Below are 14,273 nucleotides of genomic sequence, written 5' to 3'. Positions count from 1 at the left end.
CCTCCGCCTTGCAGTTGGACGCACCAGACCCCGCTCACCAGCGTTTATAGGGCGCCGCCGATTTCCTGCGACTTGATCCGCCGGACAGGCCCTAGGCGAGTGTCAGTGCCTGGCGCCAGACGCTCAGCCCGGCCGGTGATCCCCCGCGCCCCCGTCGATCAGCTCCCGCACGATGTCCATGTGACCCGCGTGCCGTGCCGTCTCCTCGACCATGCGGATGAGGACCCAGCGCAGCGAGACCGTCGTGCCGTTCCACGACGTGCCCACGTCGTCGAGGGACAGCTCGGAGAGAGTGCGGTCGGCGGCGGCGCGGGCGCGGCCGTAGAACTCCACGATCTGCGCCGTCGTCTCGCCCTGCCCCGCGCTCATGTCCTCCTCGCTGAACGGGTCGAACCACAGCGGCTCGACCTCGCGCCCGAAGGTCGAGCAGAACCAGCCGTACTCGACGGACGCCAGATGCTTCACCAGGCCCAGCAGGTTCGTGCCGGACGGCGTGATCACCCGTCGCACCTGCTCGTCGTCGAGCCCCTCCAACTTCCAGAGCACGGCGTCCCGATGCCGGTCGAGACTCGCGTGCAGACTTTCCTTCTCGCCACCGATGTACGGAACTCGGACGGCTCCTGGATTCGTGGTCATGGGTGGACCGTAACAGTGGCCACTGACAACGCCCGTCCGTCCACCAGGCAGCACTCGTACCGCCAGGAGGCACTCGTCATTCACTCGCCGCCCCACGCGCCTCCTTGAGACGATCCACCCATGACCGCCGCCGCCACCACCTCCTTCGAAGCCCTCGTCGCCGAGGCCGTGGCCGCGCCCGTCGAGGGCTGGGACTTCTCCTGGTTCGAGGGCCGCGCCACCGAGGAGCGGCCCTCGTGGGGGTACGCGCGGGCGATGGCGGAGCGGCTGGCGCAGGCCGGCGCCGCGCTCGACCTCCAGACCGGCGGCGGCGAAGTCCTCGCCTCGGCCCCGAAACTGCCCCCGCTCACCGCCGCCACCGAGGGATGGCCCCCGAACGTGGCCAAGGCCACCGCCCTGCTCCACCCGCGCGGCGCCGTGGTGGTCGCCTCCCCGGAGCACGCGCCGCTGCCCTTCGCGGACGAGGCCTTCGACCTGGTCACCAGTCGGCACCCGGTGCACACGCACTGGGACGAGATCGCCCGCGTCCTGCGGCCCGGCGGCACGTATTTCTCCCAGCAGGTCGGCCCGGCGAGCGTCTTCGAGCTCGTCGAGTACTTCCTCGGCGCGCAGTCGGAGGAAGTGAGGAACGGCCGCCATCCCGACCGCGCCCGCGCCGCCGCCGAGGCCTCCGGATTCGACGTCGTCGACCTGCGCTCGGAACGGCTCCGCGTCGAGTTCCGCGACATCGGAGCCGTTGTCCACTTCCTGCGCAAGGTGATCTGGATGGTCCCCGGCTTCACCGCCGACCAGTACCTGCCCCAACTCCGCGCCCTGCACGAGCGGATCGAGGCGCAGGGCCCGTTCGTCGCCCACAGCACCCGCTTCCTGATCGAGGCGCGCAAGCCTCGCCGCCCCCTGGGAACCGCGGCATCCGCAAGGTCATGAGGGGATTGACCGAAAACACCCCGATGCGGGCTGTCCAGTGCGAGATGTCCGTCCGTATGCCGGACGTATGCCGGCGTATGCCGGCGTATGCCGGACGCGCGCCGGACGTGCCTGGGCAGGCCCCGCGGGGGTTTCCGCATCGTTATGGAGGGCGGCTCGTCCAGGGCGAGTGCCTCGCGTAAGTTCAGACCAATGCAATTCGCGTGAGCAAAGCTGCACGCGCGGGTGCCGCGTGGCGGAGGGGGCTGCGCGGTGCCGCGCCGCTCGCCCGGTGCGGCGTCACCGGCGGTACACCGTGACCCGCACTCCGCGCCGTACGCCCCACCGCTCCATCGCCCCGGCCTCCGCCTCCAGGACGTACCGGGCCCGCGGGCGGGGCCGCCCCACTCGGCCCGGACGCATCGTCCGCACCGCCAGGACCCGGAATTTCCGGTCCAAATAGGCGACGTCGATCGTGAACCGCATCCCCAGGGTGTGCACCGAGCTCGCCGGGCCGAGCAGCAGTGCCCCCGTGATCCCGTCCCGCCCGAGCAGCCCGCGGCGCCGGGCCCGCGCCGATTCGGCGAGTTCCAGCGGCACCGGCTCGGGTGTGCGCGGAGTGGTGAACATGGCCATGGCTGCGAAGTTAGCGGCGCCGTCAAGCGGGCGGCGCCGACGCGCGTCACCCGCCTGGAGCACGTACGGACAACTCGCCGAGGAGATCGCAACCCGGAGCAAACCCCATGGATCTCTCCGCATTTCCCGCGATTGCCTTTGAATCCGCTGCGATTCGGCCATGATCGGACCCTGAATCGGCGCTTCCACCCCCACCGTGGCGTCGCCGGGCGGTTTCGGAGAGTAGTTGTGGCACGCCGATGCACGCAGCATCACTTACGAAGGGTTATGGTGGAAACCCCCCCTCGGGCCGGTCCGTCTCCCCCCCACGGACCGGCCCGTTTTTTGTGCCCGCATCCGGCAACCCGTCGGCTGCACGCCTGCGCCCCCGTGCGCCCCCCTGGCCCCGCGAGTGCGGGCCCGGTGACTCTCCCGACACGCCGCACTCCACAGCCGTACTCCACTGCCGTACTCCACTGCCGTACTCCACAGCCTTACGCCACAGCCTTACGCCACGGCCATGCTCCGCAGCCGTAGATCCACAGCCCGGCCTCCAGCGTCCACCGAGCCGTACGGCTCCGTTGCGGCGCGGTACAGAGACCGGTCGTCCACCCGGGCGAACCTGTGCCGGGGCACTGACGCGGCACTGACACCCCTGGGCGGAGCCTTGGATTCCCGGGGGTAGGCTTCGCCCCCGGGGGACCGCCATCCGGACATGGGGTTGCGCGGAGCGAGGCCGCTCTGCCGCGCCCGTCCGATCCGCACGGAGGGGCTGACAACACGTGAACCTGCGGGACAACCTGCGCCGTCTGCTGGTCAGGTTCTATACACGCAGGGTGGAGGGCCACCTCGACCACGACCAGGTGCCCAAGCACATCGGGGTCATCATGGACGGCAACCGACGCTGGGCGAAGGCGGCCGGCAGCACGGCCGCCCAGGGCCACCGCGCCGGTGCCGACAAGATCGAGGAATTCCTCGGCTGGTGCTCCGAGACCGATGTCGAGGTCGTCACACTCTGGCTGCTGTCGACGGACAACTTCGACCGCCCCGCGGACGAACTCGTCCCGCTGCTGGAGATCATCGAGGGCGTCGTCCGTACCCTGGCTGCCGACGGCCGCTGGCGTGTGCACCACGTGGGCACGCGGGACATCCTGCCCTCGCAGATGCAGACCGCCCTCAAGGAGGCCGAGGAGACCACCGCGCACGTCGACGGGATACTCGTCAACGTCGCCATCGGCTACGGCGGCCGCCAGGAGATCGCCGACGCCGTGCGCTCGATGCTCCTCGACGCCGCCGACAAGGGCGCCTCGATCGAGGACGTCGCCGAGTCCGTGGACATCGACCTCATCGGCAAGCACCTCTACACCAGCGCCCAGCCGGACCCCGACCTGGTGATCCGCACAAGCGGCGAACAGCGGCTGTCCGGATTCATGCTCTGGCAGACCGCGCACTCGGAGTACTACTTCTGCGAGGTCTTCTGGCCGGCCTTCCGCAAGGTCGACTTCCTGCGCGCCCTGCGTGACTACGCGGCGCGACACCGCCGCTACGGAGGCTGACCCCCAGGGGTCGCCAGGGGTTCTCAGGGGTGCACGTCATCTGGTGTTAACGAACGCTTGGTCACCTGGCCTGGCATGGCCTTGCGCGTTCGAGGGCATAAGCCATGCAGGTCGACGCCCGAACCACGGGTGTCGTATCTCAGCGGGCGGCACGGGGCCGTCCGCCCGGGAGGCCCTTTGCACCAGCCCGACCGTGTGGTCACAGCACGGACGAAGTGGAGGGCCGGTCCCCGGCCCGCGCAGCGCGGCCGTCGACCGGTCCAGATCTCCTTCGTCGCTCCCCGACCTCATCCGAGGGGGTACGTCCTTCCGTGGTGACCAGCACAAAGCGCCATAAGCCAGACCGGCGCACCTATGTTCTCGACACCAGCGTCCTGCTGGCCGACCCGAATGCCCTGAGCCGCTTCGACGAGCACGAAGTCGTGCTGCCGATCGTCGTGGTCACGGAGTTGGAGGCCAAGAGGCACCATCCCGAACTCGGCTATTTCGCCCGGCAGGCCCTGCGCCTGCTCGACGAGTTCCGGGTGCGGCACGGCCGCCTCGACTCTCCCATTCCCGTCGGGGATCTCGGCGGGACCGTGCGCGTCGAGCTCAATCACTCGGACCCCAGCGTCCTGCCCAGCGGGTACCGCTTGGGGGACAACGACTCCCGCATCCTCGCGGTCGCCCGCAATCTGCAGGCCGAGGGGTACGACGTCACCGTCGTCTCGAAGGACCTGCCGCTCAGGATCAAGGCCTCGTCCGTCGGCCTCCTCGCCGAGGAGTACCGCGCGGAGCTGGCCATCACGGGCTCCTCCGGCTGGACCGGAATGTCCGAACTGACCCTGCCCGGCGAGCAGGTGGACGTCCTCTTCGAGGAGGGACACGCGTATGTCCCCGAAGCGGCCGACCTGCCCGTGCACACCGGTCTGACGATCCAGTCGGAGCGCGGCAAGGCCCTGGGCCGCGTCACCTCCGAGGGCAACGTCCGGCTGGTGCGCGGCGATCGGGAGGCCTTCGGCATCAAGGGCCGCAGCGCCGAGCAGCGCATCGCGCTCGATCTGCTGCTCGACCCGGACATCGGGATCGTGTCGATGGGCGGCCGAGCCGGCACCGGCAAGTCCGCGCTCGCGCTCTGCGCCGGTCTGGAAGCCGTCCTCGAGCGGCGCCAGCACCAGAAGGTGATGGTCTTCCGGCCGCTGTACGCCGTGGGCGGGCAGGAGCTCGGCTATCTGCCCGGCTCCGAGTCCGAGAAGATGAGCCCCTGGGCGCAGGCGGTCTTCGACACGCTGTCGGCGGTCACTTCGCGGGAGGTCATCGAAGAGGTCACCGCGCGCGGCATGCTGGAGGTCCTGCCGCTCACGCACATCCGCGGCCGCTCCCTCCATGACGCCTTCGTGATCGTGGACGAGGCGCAGTCACTGGAACGGAACGTCCTGCTGACCGTTCTGTCCCGAATCGGCGCCAATTCACGGGTGGTTCTCACCCATGACGTGGCACAGCGGGACAATCTGCGCGTCGGTCGGTACGACGGTGTGGTCGCCGTCGTGGAGAAGTTGAAGGGGCATCCGCTCTTTGCGCATGTGACCCTCAATCGTTCCGAGAGGTCCCAGATCGCGGCACTTGTGACCGAAATGCTGGAGGACGGACAGATCTGACCCGTCCCGTCACCACCTGGGCCTGATTGGTCAAAGGGTGGCGGATACACGGTAGTTGGCGCCGCCCGGCGAAGGCGAAAACCCTAGCCGGGCGGCGTTGTCGTGCGCGCTGCTTTCCAGAAAACTCCTGGGGCAAACGGGGTGTGAGCTTTCACACGCAACTGGGAATTGCCTCGCGGCGTCCGGTTGCGGCAGAGTCTCAGTCCTGTCAGGCCCCGCATACGACACACCTGTACCCCCAGCGGTACGGCACCTCAGGAACACTCAGAACTCCATAGAGTCGTCGTATGCCGCCCGCGCACCACGCGGCGCTCCCGTCAAGGGAGTTGCCCACCGGGCCCGTGCCTCCCGTGACCCCGCAGTTGGGAGGCCAGCGCCAGGGGCACGATTGCGTCCGCGAGGGTCACCTGTGCGGGCGATGCTGGAAGGAAACCGTGTGAGCCGGATTTCGGTCCGGGGATTCGCAGTGGCCTCGGCCACCGCGGTCACCGCTGTTGGCGCCGTCACCGGTGTTGCCTCAGGCAGCACTGGACAACCGTCGAGCGACGCCGAGGCAACGGCGAGTGACTCGACCCTCCTCGCGGACATACCCGTGGGCCAGCAGGCCCAGGTGCAGACCGCGTCCCTGACGCAGCAGGCCGACGTACAGGCCATCGCCGCGGACGCGAGCGCCAAGAAGGACGCGGAGGAGGCTGCCCGCAAGCAGGCGGCCAAGGACGCGGTCGCGAAGCAGGAGGCCGCCGAGAAGGCCGCGCAGGAGGCCAAGGAGCGCGAGGAAGCCGAGGAAGCGGCCAGCCGCTCCGCGACGCGTGAAGCCTCCAGCTTCAGCGTCCAGGCCTCGTACACCACCGCGCAGGTCCAGGCGATGGCTGCCCAGATGGTGCCAAGTGGTCAGTTCCAGTGCTTCAGCAACATCGTGAACCACGAGTCCACCTGGAACTACCAAGCGGTCAACCCTTCTTCCGGCGCCTACGGTCTCGTCCAGGCCCTGCCCGGATCCAAGATGGCGTCCGCCGGCGCCGACTGGCAGACGAACCCGGCCACCCAGATCAAGTGGGGCCTCAACTACATGGACAGCCGCTACGGCAGCCCGTGCGGGGCCTGGGAGTTCTGGCAGGCCAATAACTGGTACTGAGCCCCACGCCGCACCTCGGCCGCTCAACCTTTCGAAGCCCCTCCCCGTCCTACGGGGAGGGGCTTCGGCCATGTACGGTCGGAGCGCCGGGCCCGACACAGGCTTTGGCGCCCTCGAGAGGAAGAGACTCCAGGGGGGAGTGGTGGGGAGCAGCGGGGGAAAAGGACGGTTCATGTCGCGAGTGCCAGGGTGGCTCGGTCGGCTCGGCGCCAAACTGACCGAGCTGGGGGAGCGGTTGGACGAACGCCGCGCCGAGGTGGAGAAGGAGTCGGGGGGCTCACTCGACAACGGGGACACGCACGACTCCAGGGAAGTGTTCGACGCCCCGGACGCCGGCGGTTCGGGCGACTCGCGTGACTCTCGGGACGTACCGGAGGACACGAAGGGGCCCGCGCCGACTGCGGGGGCGGGGCCGATGCCTGCCGCCGGTCCCATGCCCGCTCCCGCTCCGGCCTCAACTCCGGTTTCGGTGTACGCCCCCGAGGTGGCCACGCGCCCCGATCCCGCGCTTGCCGTGCCTTGGGGAGTGCGGGTCGCGGCCGAGGCCGGCTGGCGGCTGCTCGTCCTCGCGGGCACCGTCTGGGTGCTGATGCGGGTCATCAGCGCCGTACAGCTGGTCGTCCTCGCGTTCGTCGCCGCACTGCTCATCACCGCGCTCCTTCAGCCGACCGTGGCGCGGCTGAAGCAGCTCGGGTTTCCGCGCGGCCTCGCCACCGCGCTCACCGCGATCCTCGGCTTCGTCATCATGGGGCTGGTCGGCTGGTTCGTGGTGTGGCAGGTCCAGGAGAACATCGACAACCTCTCCGACCAGATCCAGGACGGCATCGACGAGTTGCGCAGGTGGCTCCTCACCAGCCCTTTCCATGTGACGGACAAGCAGATCAACGAGATCGCCGAGAACCTGCGGGACGCGATCGGCGCGAACACGGACGCGATCACCTCAGCGGGCCTCGAAGGCGTCACGGTCATCGTCGAGGCGCTGACCGGGATCCTGCTGACGATGTTCTCGACGCTGTTCCTGCTGTACGACGGCAAGCGCATCTGGCAGTGGACGCTGAAGCTGGTGCCGGCGGCGGCCCGGCCGGGCGTGGCGGGCGCGGGTCCGCGGGCTTGGCGGACGCTGACGGCCTACGTCCGCGGGACGGTGATCGTCGCTCTCATCGACGCCATCTTCATCGGTCTCGGCATCTACTTCCTCGACGTGCCGATGGCCGTCCCGCTGGCCGTCTTCATCTTCCTCTTCGCGTTCATTCCGCTGGTCGGCGCGGTGGTTTCGGGGGCGTTGGCGGTGGTGGTCGCGGTGGTGACGCAGGGTGTGTTCACGGCGTTGATGGTCCTGGTCGTCGTGCTTGCCGTCCAGCAGATCGAGGGCCACATTCTGCAGCCGTTCATTCTGGGGCGGGCGGTGCGGGTGCATCCGTTGGCGGTGGTGCTGTCCGTCGCGGCGGGTGGGCTGGTCGCCGGGATCGGTGGGGCCGTGGTGGCGGTGCCGCTGGTGGCGGTCACCAACACGGTGGTGGGGTACTTGCGGGCGTACTCCCGTGAGCCGGCGCTGCGGCAGGCTCCGGAGCCGCGGGGGGCGACGGCGCTCGATGTGGCGCCGGTACGCCCGCCGTCACCGTAGGACGTTCCCTCGCCCCCGCCGCCCCTACCCGTCCCATCCCGTTCCTGGGGGCTCCGCCCCCAGCCCCCCGCCAGGCATCCCAGCCCGTCATGGGGGTCCCCCCTGCTCGAGCGAAGCCGAGAGCTTGGGGGAGGGTAGGGGCGGCGGGGGCGAAGACAGCTCTAAGCCCCGCCCACCGCGAAGGTGAACGGGGCCTGGAGGAAGGAAAGTCGGCGGAGCCTACTCCGCGAGAACCGCCTCGGCGTCCAGCGTCGTCCCGACCGCCTGAATCACCGCAGCGATCTTGAACGCTTCCTGGATCGTCTCCCGGTCGACGCCCGCCTTACGAAGCACCTGCTCGTGAGAGTCGAGGCACTGCCCACAGCCGTTCACCGCGGAGACGGCCAGCGACCACAGCTCGAAGTCGACCTTCTCGACACCGGGGTTGCCGATGACGTTCATCCGCAGACCGGCCCGCAGGGTCCCGTACTCCGGGTCGGAGAGCAGGTGCCGCGTCCGGTAGAAGACGTTGTTCATCGCCATGATGGCGGCAGCCGACTTGGCGGCGGTGTACGCCTCCGCCGACAGGTTCGCCTTCGCCTCGGGCTCCAGCTCCCGCAGCACGCGAGGCGAGCGCGAAGCGATGGCGCACGCCAGCACCGTCCCCCACAGCTGCTGCTGCGGCAGGTCGGAGTTGCCGATGACCGAGCTCAGGTTGAGGCGCAGGTCCTTCGCGTAGTCCGGTACGGCGGACTTCAGTTCGTCGAGGGCCATGGAGGGTTACTCACCCGCCAGGAGCGCCACCGGGTCGAGGGTGCTCTCGCCCTTGGTCCAGTTGCACGGGCACAGCTCGTCGGTCTGGAGCGCGTCGAGGACCCGGAGGACCTCCTTCGGGTTACGGCCCACCGAACCCGCGGTCACCATGGAGAACTGGATCTCGTTGTTCTGGTCGACGATGAACACCGCACGCTTGGCAGCGCCGTCTTCGCCCAGGATTCCGAGTGCGGAGCTGAGTTCCTGCTTGGTGTCGGCCAGCATCGGGAAGGGCAGGTCGCGCAGGTCGTCGTGGTCCTTGCGCCAGGCGTGGTGCACGTACTCACTGTCGGTGGAGAAACCGAGGATCTGCGCGTCGCGGTCCTGGAATTCCTCGTTCAGCTTTCCGAACGCGGCGATCTCGGTCGGGCAGACGAAGGTGAAGTCCCGAGGCCACGCAAAAATGATCTTGAACTTGCCCTCGTACGTCTTGTGGTTGATCTCCTCGAACTCCTTGCCCTTCTCGAGCGAGACGCAGGCCATGAGTTCGAACTCGGGGAACTTGTCACCGACAGTGAGCACGCGCTCTCCTTGCAGCGAGGAAACGCCCTCTTTGAGAGCGTTTCCCATGGGTTGGACCGCGTCGATGTTGGCACAGGCTGCATTGATTAGGGAAATAGCTACACTTGGGCAGGTTGATCGAGTACAGCTATCAGTGACTATGAGTAAGAGGTACGGCCATGGTGAGCCCTCTGGGCAAGGCAAGCTCTCTGGGCAAAACAGGCTCCAAGAGGAACGGGCGGCGTCAGCCCAGCCTCGCCCAACTGCGCGCTTTCGCCGCCGTGGCCGAGCATCTGCACTTCCGGGACGCGGCCGCCGCGATCGGCATGAGCCAGCCTGCGCTGTCCGGCGCGGTCTCCGCACTGGAGGAGACGCTCGGGGTCACCCTGCTGGAGCGCACGACCCGCAAGGTGCTGCTCTCGCCCGCCGGTGAGCGTCTCGCCGTACGGGCGAAGGCGGTGCTCGACGAGGTGGGCGCGCTCATGGAGGAGGCGGAGGCGGTGCGGGCGCCGTTCACCGGGGCGCTGCGCCTCGGCGTCATCCCCACCGTCGCGCCCTACCTCCTGCCCACCGTCCTCAGGCTCGTCCACGACCGTTACCCGGACCTGGACCTCCAGGTGCACGAGGAGCAGACGGCCAGTCTGCTGGAGGGGCTGACGGTCGGCCGCCTCGATCTACTGCTCCTCGCCGTGCCGCTCGGTATGCCGGGCGTCGCCGAACTCCCCCTCTTCGACGAGGACTTCGTGCTCGTGACCCCGCTGGACCATGAGCTGGGCGGCAGGGAAGGCATCCCCCGTGAGGTTCTGCGCGAGCTCAACCTCCTCCTGCTCGACGAGGGTCACTGTCTGCGCGACCAGGCCCTCGACATCTGCCGGGAGGCGGGACGCGCGGACGCTCCCGTCACCACCACCGCCGCCGGCCTGTCCACGCTGGTTCAACTCGTCGCCGGCGGGCTCGGTGTGACCTTGTTGCCGCGCACCGCCGTCAAGGTCGAGACGACCCGCAGCAACCAGCTCCTCACCGGGTACTTCGCGGACCCGGCGCCGACCCGGCGGATCGCGCTGGCGATGCGTGCGGGGGCGGCGCGCGGGGCCGAGTACGAGGAACTGGCCGCAGCGCTGAGGGAAGCGCTGCGGCCGTTGCCGGTACGGGTGCTGTAGCAAGCGGAATACATGGGGCGGGCCGAAAACGCGTACCGGGTCGGAGAGTTACTCCGTGCGCAGTCCCTCGGGCCGCATCATCCGTACCAGCGGCGGCAGGCTCAGCAGCGTCACCACCAGGACGACCAGCGCGCCCATGCCCGTCATGGACAGCACGCTCATCCAGTCCACCGTGACCGGGGTGCTGGTCATCTTCAGCAGGACCGTGCCGAGGGTCAGGCCCACCGTTGCCGCCAGCGCGAGACCGATCCCGACCGGGACCGCGGTCTGCCACAGCACCGACAGGCTCAGCGTGCGGCGCCGGGTGCCGAAGGCGACCAGGGCCGAGAGCAGCTTCCTGCGCTCGCGCAGCTGCTCGAGCTGCGAGACCAGCAGGCTCGCGCCGATCAGCGCCAGTACACAGGTCGCCCCGATGAACAGGCCGGTGCGGATGGACGAGTAGCGCTGCGCGTCGGTGGTCATGATCCAGTCCGAATCCCTGGTCAGCGGATCGATCTTCGCCATGGTGTTGCGGACGAGCTCCTTCACGTCCGGCACGGACGTGTCGATCCGGAGGTAGACCTCACTCCTGACCGCCGTGGCTGCCTCCTTGGGCAGCGCGCCCGGGGTGACCAGGATCCCCCCGCGCTCGGAGCCGAACGGGTCGAGGCGGGTCCCGGCCTTCTTGATGCCCTGCGGCACCGTCCAGGCGATCTCCTTGTCCTTGATCCAGTCGGTGTAGGAAGGCTCGATGTAGAGCTTGCGGCCGGGCTTGCTCAACTTCGGTGTGTCCGTGTCGTACTCGGCGCCCAGTGCGGCGAATATGTCGCCGTCGCGACAGGAGGGCACCTTCGCCAGTTTGCGCAGTGTCGGGCAGTCGGCGACCGTGAGGCTCGAGGTCAGCTGGGGGTCTTTCTTCCGGTCGCCCAGCGTGGCTTCGGAGAACGCCATCGTGTCGAGCACGCCCCGGGTCTGCGCCAGCTGTCGGTCCGCGTCGGCGAGCGAGGCGCCGAACGGCAGGGTGATCGACATCTGGACGTCCGAGCGGTCCCTCCCCGAGGGCGAGGGCTCCGAGTACGCGGCCGAGGTCCCGGAGAAGAGCATCTGCAGGGCGATCGCGCCGGCCACCGCCACCGCGATGCCATTGACCATGCGGGCCGCCGAACCGGAGCTCAACTGGAGTCTGCGGACGGCCAGTTGCCAGGAGACGCTGCCCGAGCCGAGCCGGGCGACGACGGCCTCCACGACCCACGGCAGCAGCGCGGTGATGCCGATCAGCAGCAGGATGACACCGCCGCTCACCATGTACTGGTTGAAGCTTCCGTTCTCCCGGCCCTGCCCGATCATCGGGTAGAGCAGCGCGAGCCCGGCCAGCGGCAGCAGCAGCCGCCACCACAGCCGGCGTCGCGGGGGTCTGACCGTGCGCACCACGCCGAGCGGTTCGATGACCACCCCGCGCATCGCGAGCAGCGTCACCGCCACCGCCGCGGCCGGAACCGCGACCGCGACCAGCAGGGCCAGCGCGAGCGACGGGTTGAGGTAGCTGGGGAACACGCTGAAGCCGAGGAGCTCGACGGAGCCCGCCACCTGACGCCCGATCATGAAGAACCCGGCGCCGAACACCAGCCCCAGCACGGCACCGGCCAGCGCCTCGCCGGCGGCGATCCGGCGGGTCATCCAGCTGTCCGCGCCGACCAGCCGCAGCGCGGCCAGCCTGCGGTCGCGCCGTTCGCCGCCGAAGCGTACGGCCGCGGCGATGAAGACGCCGACCGGCATCAGCAGCACCACGAAGATCACCAGGATCATCAGGATCAGTACGGGGTCCCACGGCTCGGACTCCGGCCTGTCCGGAGACCCGAACTTGTCGATCCGCACCACCCAGGCGCCGTCGATCTGCGGGGCGAGCCCCTCGGCGCCCGTGATGAAGGAGAGTTCGTGCGAACCGATCAGTCCGCTCTCGCCGATGGTGCCGACGGTGCGGTACGGCAGGCGTTCACGCAGCAATTTGCCGCCGTCGGACTTCAGCAGGCGGTCGAGCGCGGGCGAGACCACCATCTCGCCGGGTTCGGGGAACTCGTCGACCCCGGGGGGCAGCGGTGCTCGTGCGCCCTCGGGCTCCAGCGCGCGCCCCCGTATGTCCTTGTCCTGGAACGTCGTGTCGACGTCGGTGACGATCAGCGTGTCGTCCGCCGCGGCCTTGTTCATATCGCTGTAGGTGAAGTCCCTACGGGCGTCTTCGCGATCGGCCCGTGCCGCGAGCATGTTCGGTATCGCGGCGGTGAGCAGCAGCAGCGCCACGCCGAGGCCGACACCGACGGCCGTGAGCAGGACCCGCGCCCAGCCCTCGCGGCCGCCGGTGAGCGCGAACTTGGCGCCCATCGACAGGTCCTTGGCCCAGTTCATATGGCCCGCTCCATGTCACGGGACTTGCCGTCGCGTACGACGATCTCGCGGTCGGAGTACGCCGCGACCCGCGCCTCGTGCGTGACGAGCACGACGGCGGCGTTGGTCGAGCGGGCCGCCTCCGTGAGCAGTTCCATCACGCGCTCGCCGTTGAGCGAGTCGAGTGCGCCGGTCGGTTCGTCGGCGAACAGCACGCGCGGGCCGGTGACCAGCGAACGGGCCACGGCCACCCGCTGTCCCTGGCCGCCGGAGATCTCGCCGGGGCGCTTGCCCCCCAGGTCGTCGACCTCCAGGCGTTCCATCCAGGACAGAGCTGTGCGCTCGGCCTCCTTGCGGCTGGTGCCGTTGAGCCGCAGCGGCAGGGCCACGTTCTCGACGCAGGTCAGCTCGGGGACGAGCTGCCCGAACTGGAACACGAACCCGAACTCGCTCCGGCGCAGGGCGCTGCGCTGTGCGTCGTTCATGGTCGCCATCTCGCGTCCGGCGTACAGGATCGAGCCCGAGTCGGGCGGCACGATGCCGGCGAGGCAGTGCAGCAGCGTGGACTTGCCGGAACCGGAGGGCCCCATCACGGCGACGACCTCGCCGGGGTGGATGGAGAACTCGGCGCCGTCCAGCGCGGTGGTCGGACCGTACGTCTTGCGCAGCTCCGACGCGGTCAGCAGGGAACCAGGGGGAGGAGTCATCGGGTCACCATCTCGGCGAGCTTGTCGAGGCGGGCGGCGGTGAGTTCGAGCCACCGCAGATCGGCCTCGAGGTGGAAGAGTGCGTGGTCGCAGATCAGCTGGTCGGCGAGGTCGCCCTTGCGCTTGCGGTCGGTCAGGATGCGCATCATGCGCAGATGCTCGGCGCGCTGCGTGTCGAGGATGTCGGACGCGTCGCGGTGGGTGAGCAGCGCGAGGACGACCTTGGTGTAGAGGATCGACTGCAGATAGGGCTCGGGCTTCTCCGGCGTCGCGAGCCACTGCTGTACATCGGTGATCCCGGAGTCGGTGATCGCGTACCGCTTGCGCTCCGGGCCGCCGCCGGCCTCGATGCCGTCGACCTCTACGAGGCCGTTCTTCAGGAGGCGCGACATCGTCGAATAGACCTGGCCGTAGTGCAGCGGCCGATCGTGACCGAACTTCTCGTCGAAGGCCCGCTTCAGGTCGTAACCGTGTCGGGGCCCGGACTCCAGGAGTCCTAGCAGAGTGTGACCGATGGACATGTGCGGCACTCTACACACGGCGTATACACCCCGCGTATACACGCCGCGTATAGGTCGCGGCAGAGGGTGCTGGTCCGCAGGTCAGGCTTGATTGTCACGGTTCTGTCATGAGGCTTTTTCGC

At 69.0% G+C, this 14,273-nt stretch carries 13 protein-coding genes; 6 read left to right on the top strand and 7 right to left on the bottom strand.

What is annotated here, in order from left to right; genetic code table 11:
* Nucleotides 1-123: 123 nt before the first annotated feature.
* Nucleotides 124-636 (bottom strand): DinB family protein, encoded by a 513-nt coding sequence (locus tag AB0D57_RS11460; RefSeq protein ID WP_362070416.1) that lies wholly within the window; start codon nucleotides 634-636, stop codon nucleotides 124-126.
* A 120-nt stretch (nucleotides 637-756) separates the two neighbouring features.
* On the opposite strand from AB0D57_RS11460, the gene AB0D57_RS11455 reads away from it, so the two are divergent.
* Nucleotides 757-1,563 (top strand): class I SAM-dependent methyltransferase, encoded by an 807-nt coding sequence (locus tag AB0D57_RS11455; protein ID WP_362070414.1) that lies wholly within the window; start codon nucleotides 757-759, stop codon nucleotides 1,561-1,563.
* 279 nt (nucleotides 1,564-1,842) lie between these two features.
* Here the strand turns inward: AB0D57_RS11455 and AB0D57_RS11450 are convergent, their stop codons facing one another.
* Nucleotides 1,843-2,178, bottom strand: coding sequence for a DUF192 domain-containing protein (locus AB0D57_RS11450; protein WP_362070412.1), 336 nt, complete (start codon nucleotides 2,176-2,178; stop codon nucleotides 1,843-1,845).
* 761 nt (nucleotides 2,179-2,939) lie between these two features.
* Between AB0D57_RS11450 and AB0D57_RS11445 the strand changes: the two genes are divergently transcribed.
* The 4 genes from AB0D57_RS11445 to AB0D57_RS11430 all read left to right on the top strand — a co-directional run bounded on the left by AB0D57_RS11445 (nucleotide 2,940) and on the right by AB0D57_RS11430 (nucleotide 8,109).
* Nucleotides 2,940-3,713 (top strand): isoprenyl transferase, encoded by a 774-nt coding sequence (locus AB0D57_RS11445; protein WP_362070410.1) that lies wholly within the window; start codon nucleotides 2,940-2,942, stop codon nucleotides 3,711-3,713.
* 311 nt (nucleotides 3,714-4,024) lie between these two features.
* A complete protein-coding gene (locus tag AB0D57_RS11440) occupies nucleotides 4,025-5,350 on the top strand; it encodes a PhoH family protein (RefSeq protein ID WP_362070408.1) in 1,326 nt (441 codons plus the stop codon).
* A 418-nt stretch (nucleotides 5,351-5,768) separates the two neighbouring features.
* Nucleotides 5,769-6,485, top strand: coding sequence for a transglycosylase SLT domain-containing protein (locus tag AB0D57_RS11435; protein WP_362070406.1), 717 nt, complete (start codon nucleotides 5,769-5,771; stop codon nucleotides 6,483-6,485).
* A gap of 172 nt (nucleotides 6,486-6,657) precedes the next feature.
* The gene (locus AB0D57_RS11430) at nucleotides 6,658-8,109 is read left to right on the top strand and encodes an AI-2E family transporter (RefSeq protein WP_362070404.1); all 1,452 of its coding nucleotides are present in this window, start codon (nucleotides 6,658-6,660) and stop codon (nucleotides 8,107-8,109) included.
* 219 nt (nucleotides 8,110-8,328) lie between these two features.
* Here the strand turns inward: AB0D57_RS11430 and AB0D57_RS11425 are convergent, their stop codons facing one another.
* Entirely contained in the window at nucleotides 8,329-8,862 is a 534-nt protein-coding gene (locus AB0D57_RS11425; RefSeq protein WP_362070402.1) for an alkyl hydroperoxide reductase, read from the bottom strand.
* 6 nt (nucleotides 8,863-8,868) lie between these two features.
* The gene (locus tag AB0D57_RS11420) at nucleotides 8,869-9,423 is read right to left on the bottom strand and encodes a peroxiredoxin (RefSeq protein WP_362070400.1); all 555 of its coding nucleotides are present in this window, start codon (nucleotides 9,421-9,423) and stop codon (nucleotides 8,869-8,871) included.
* A gap of 158 nt (nucleotides 9,424-9,581) precedes the next feature.
* Here AB0D57_RS11420 and AB0D57_RS11415 point away from each other — a divergent pair, with 158 nt between their 5' ends.
* Entirely contained in the window at nucleotides 9,582-10,562 is a 981-nt protein-coding gene (locus AB0D57_RS11415; protein ID WP_362070398.1) for a LysR substrate-binding domain-containing protein, read from the top strand.
* Nucleotides 10,563-10,610: 48 nt separating this feature from the next.
* On the opposite strand, the gene AB0D57_RS11410 is transcribed toward AB0D57_RS11415, so the two are convergent.
* Genes AB0D57_RS11410 through AB0D57_RS11400 form a run of 3 tightly spaced genes read right to left on the bottom strand, consistent with a single transcriptional unit; the run spans nucleotide 10,611 to nucleotide 14,151 of the window.
* Entirely contained in the window at nucleotides 10,611-12,944 is a 2,334-nt protein-coding gene (locus tag AB0D57_RS11410; RefSeq protein ID WP_362070396.1) for an FtsX-like permease family protein, read from the bottom strand.
* Nucleotides 12,941-13,630 carry an ABC transporter ATP-binding protein gene (locus tag AB0D57_RS11405; RefSeq protein ID WP_362070394.1) on the bottom strand — a complete coding sequence of 230 codons (690 nt, stop codon included), beginning with the start codon at nucleotides 13,628-13,630 and terminating at the stop codon, nucleotides 12,941-12,943. The genes AB0D57_RS11410 and AB0D57_RS11405 overlap by 4 nt, the downstream gene beginning before the upstream one ends.
* Entirely contained in the window at nucleotides 13,627-14,151 is a 525-nt protein-coding gene (locus AB0D57_RS11400; RefSeq protein WP_362070392.1) for a PadR family transcriptional regulator, read from the bottom strand. Before AB0D57_RS11400 ends, AB0D57_RS11405 begins: the two co-directional genes overlap by 4 nt.
* Nucleotides 14,152-14,273 lie beyond the last annotated feature (122 nt).

This window comes from Streptomyces sp. NPDC048275 (assembly GCF_040652275.1).
GTDB lineage: Bacteria > Actinomycetota > Actinomycetes > Streptomycetales > Streptomycetaceae > Streptomyces.
Note: the sequence above shows the minus strand (reverse complement) of the source record. Positions and strands in the feature narration are given on the sequence as shown.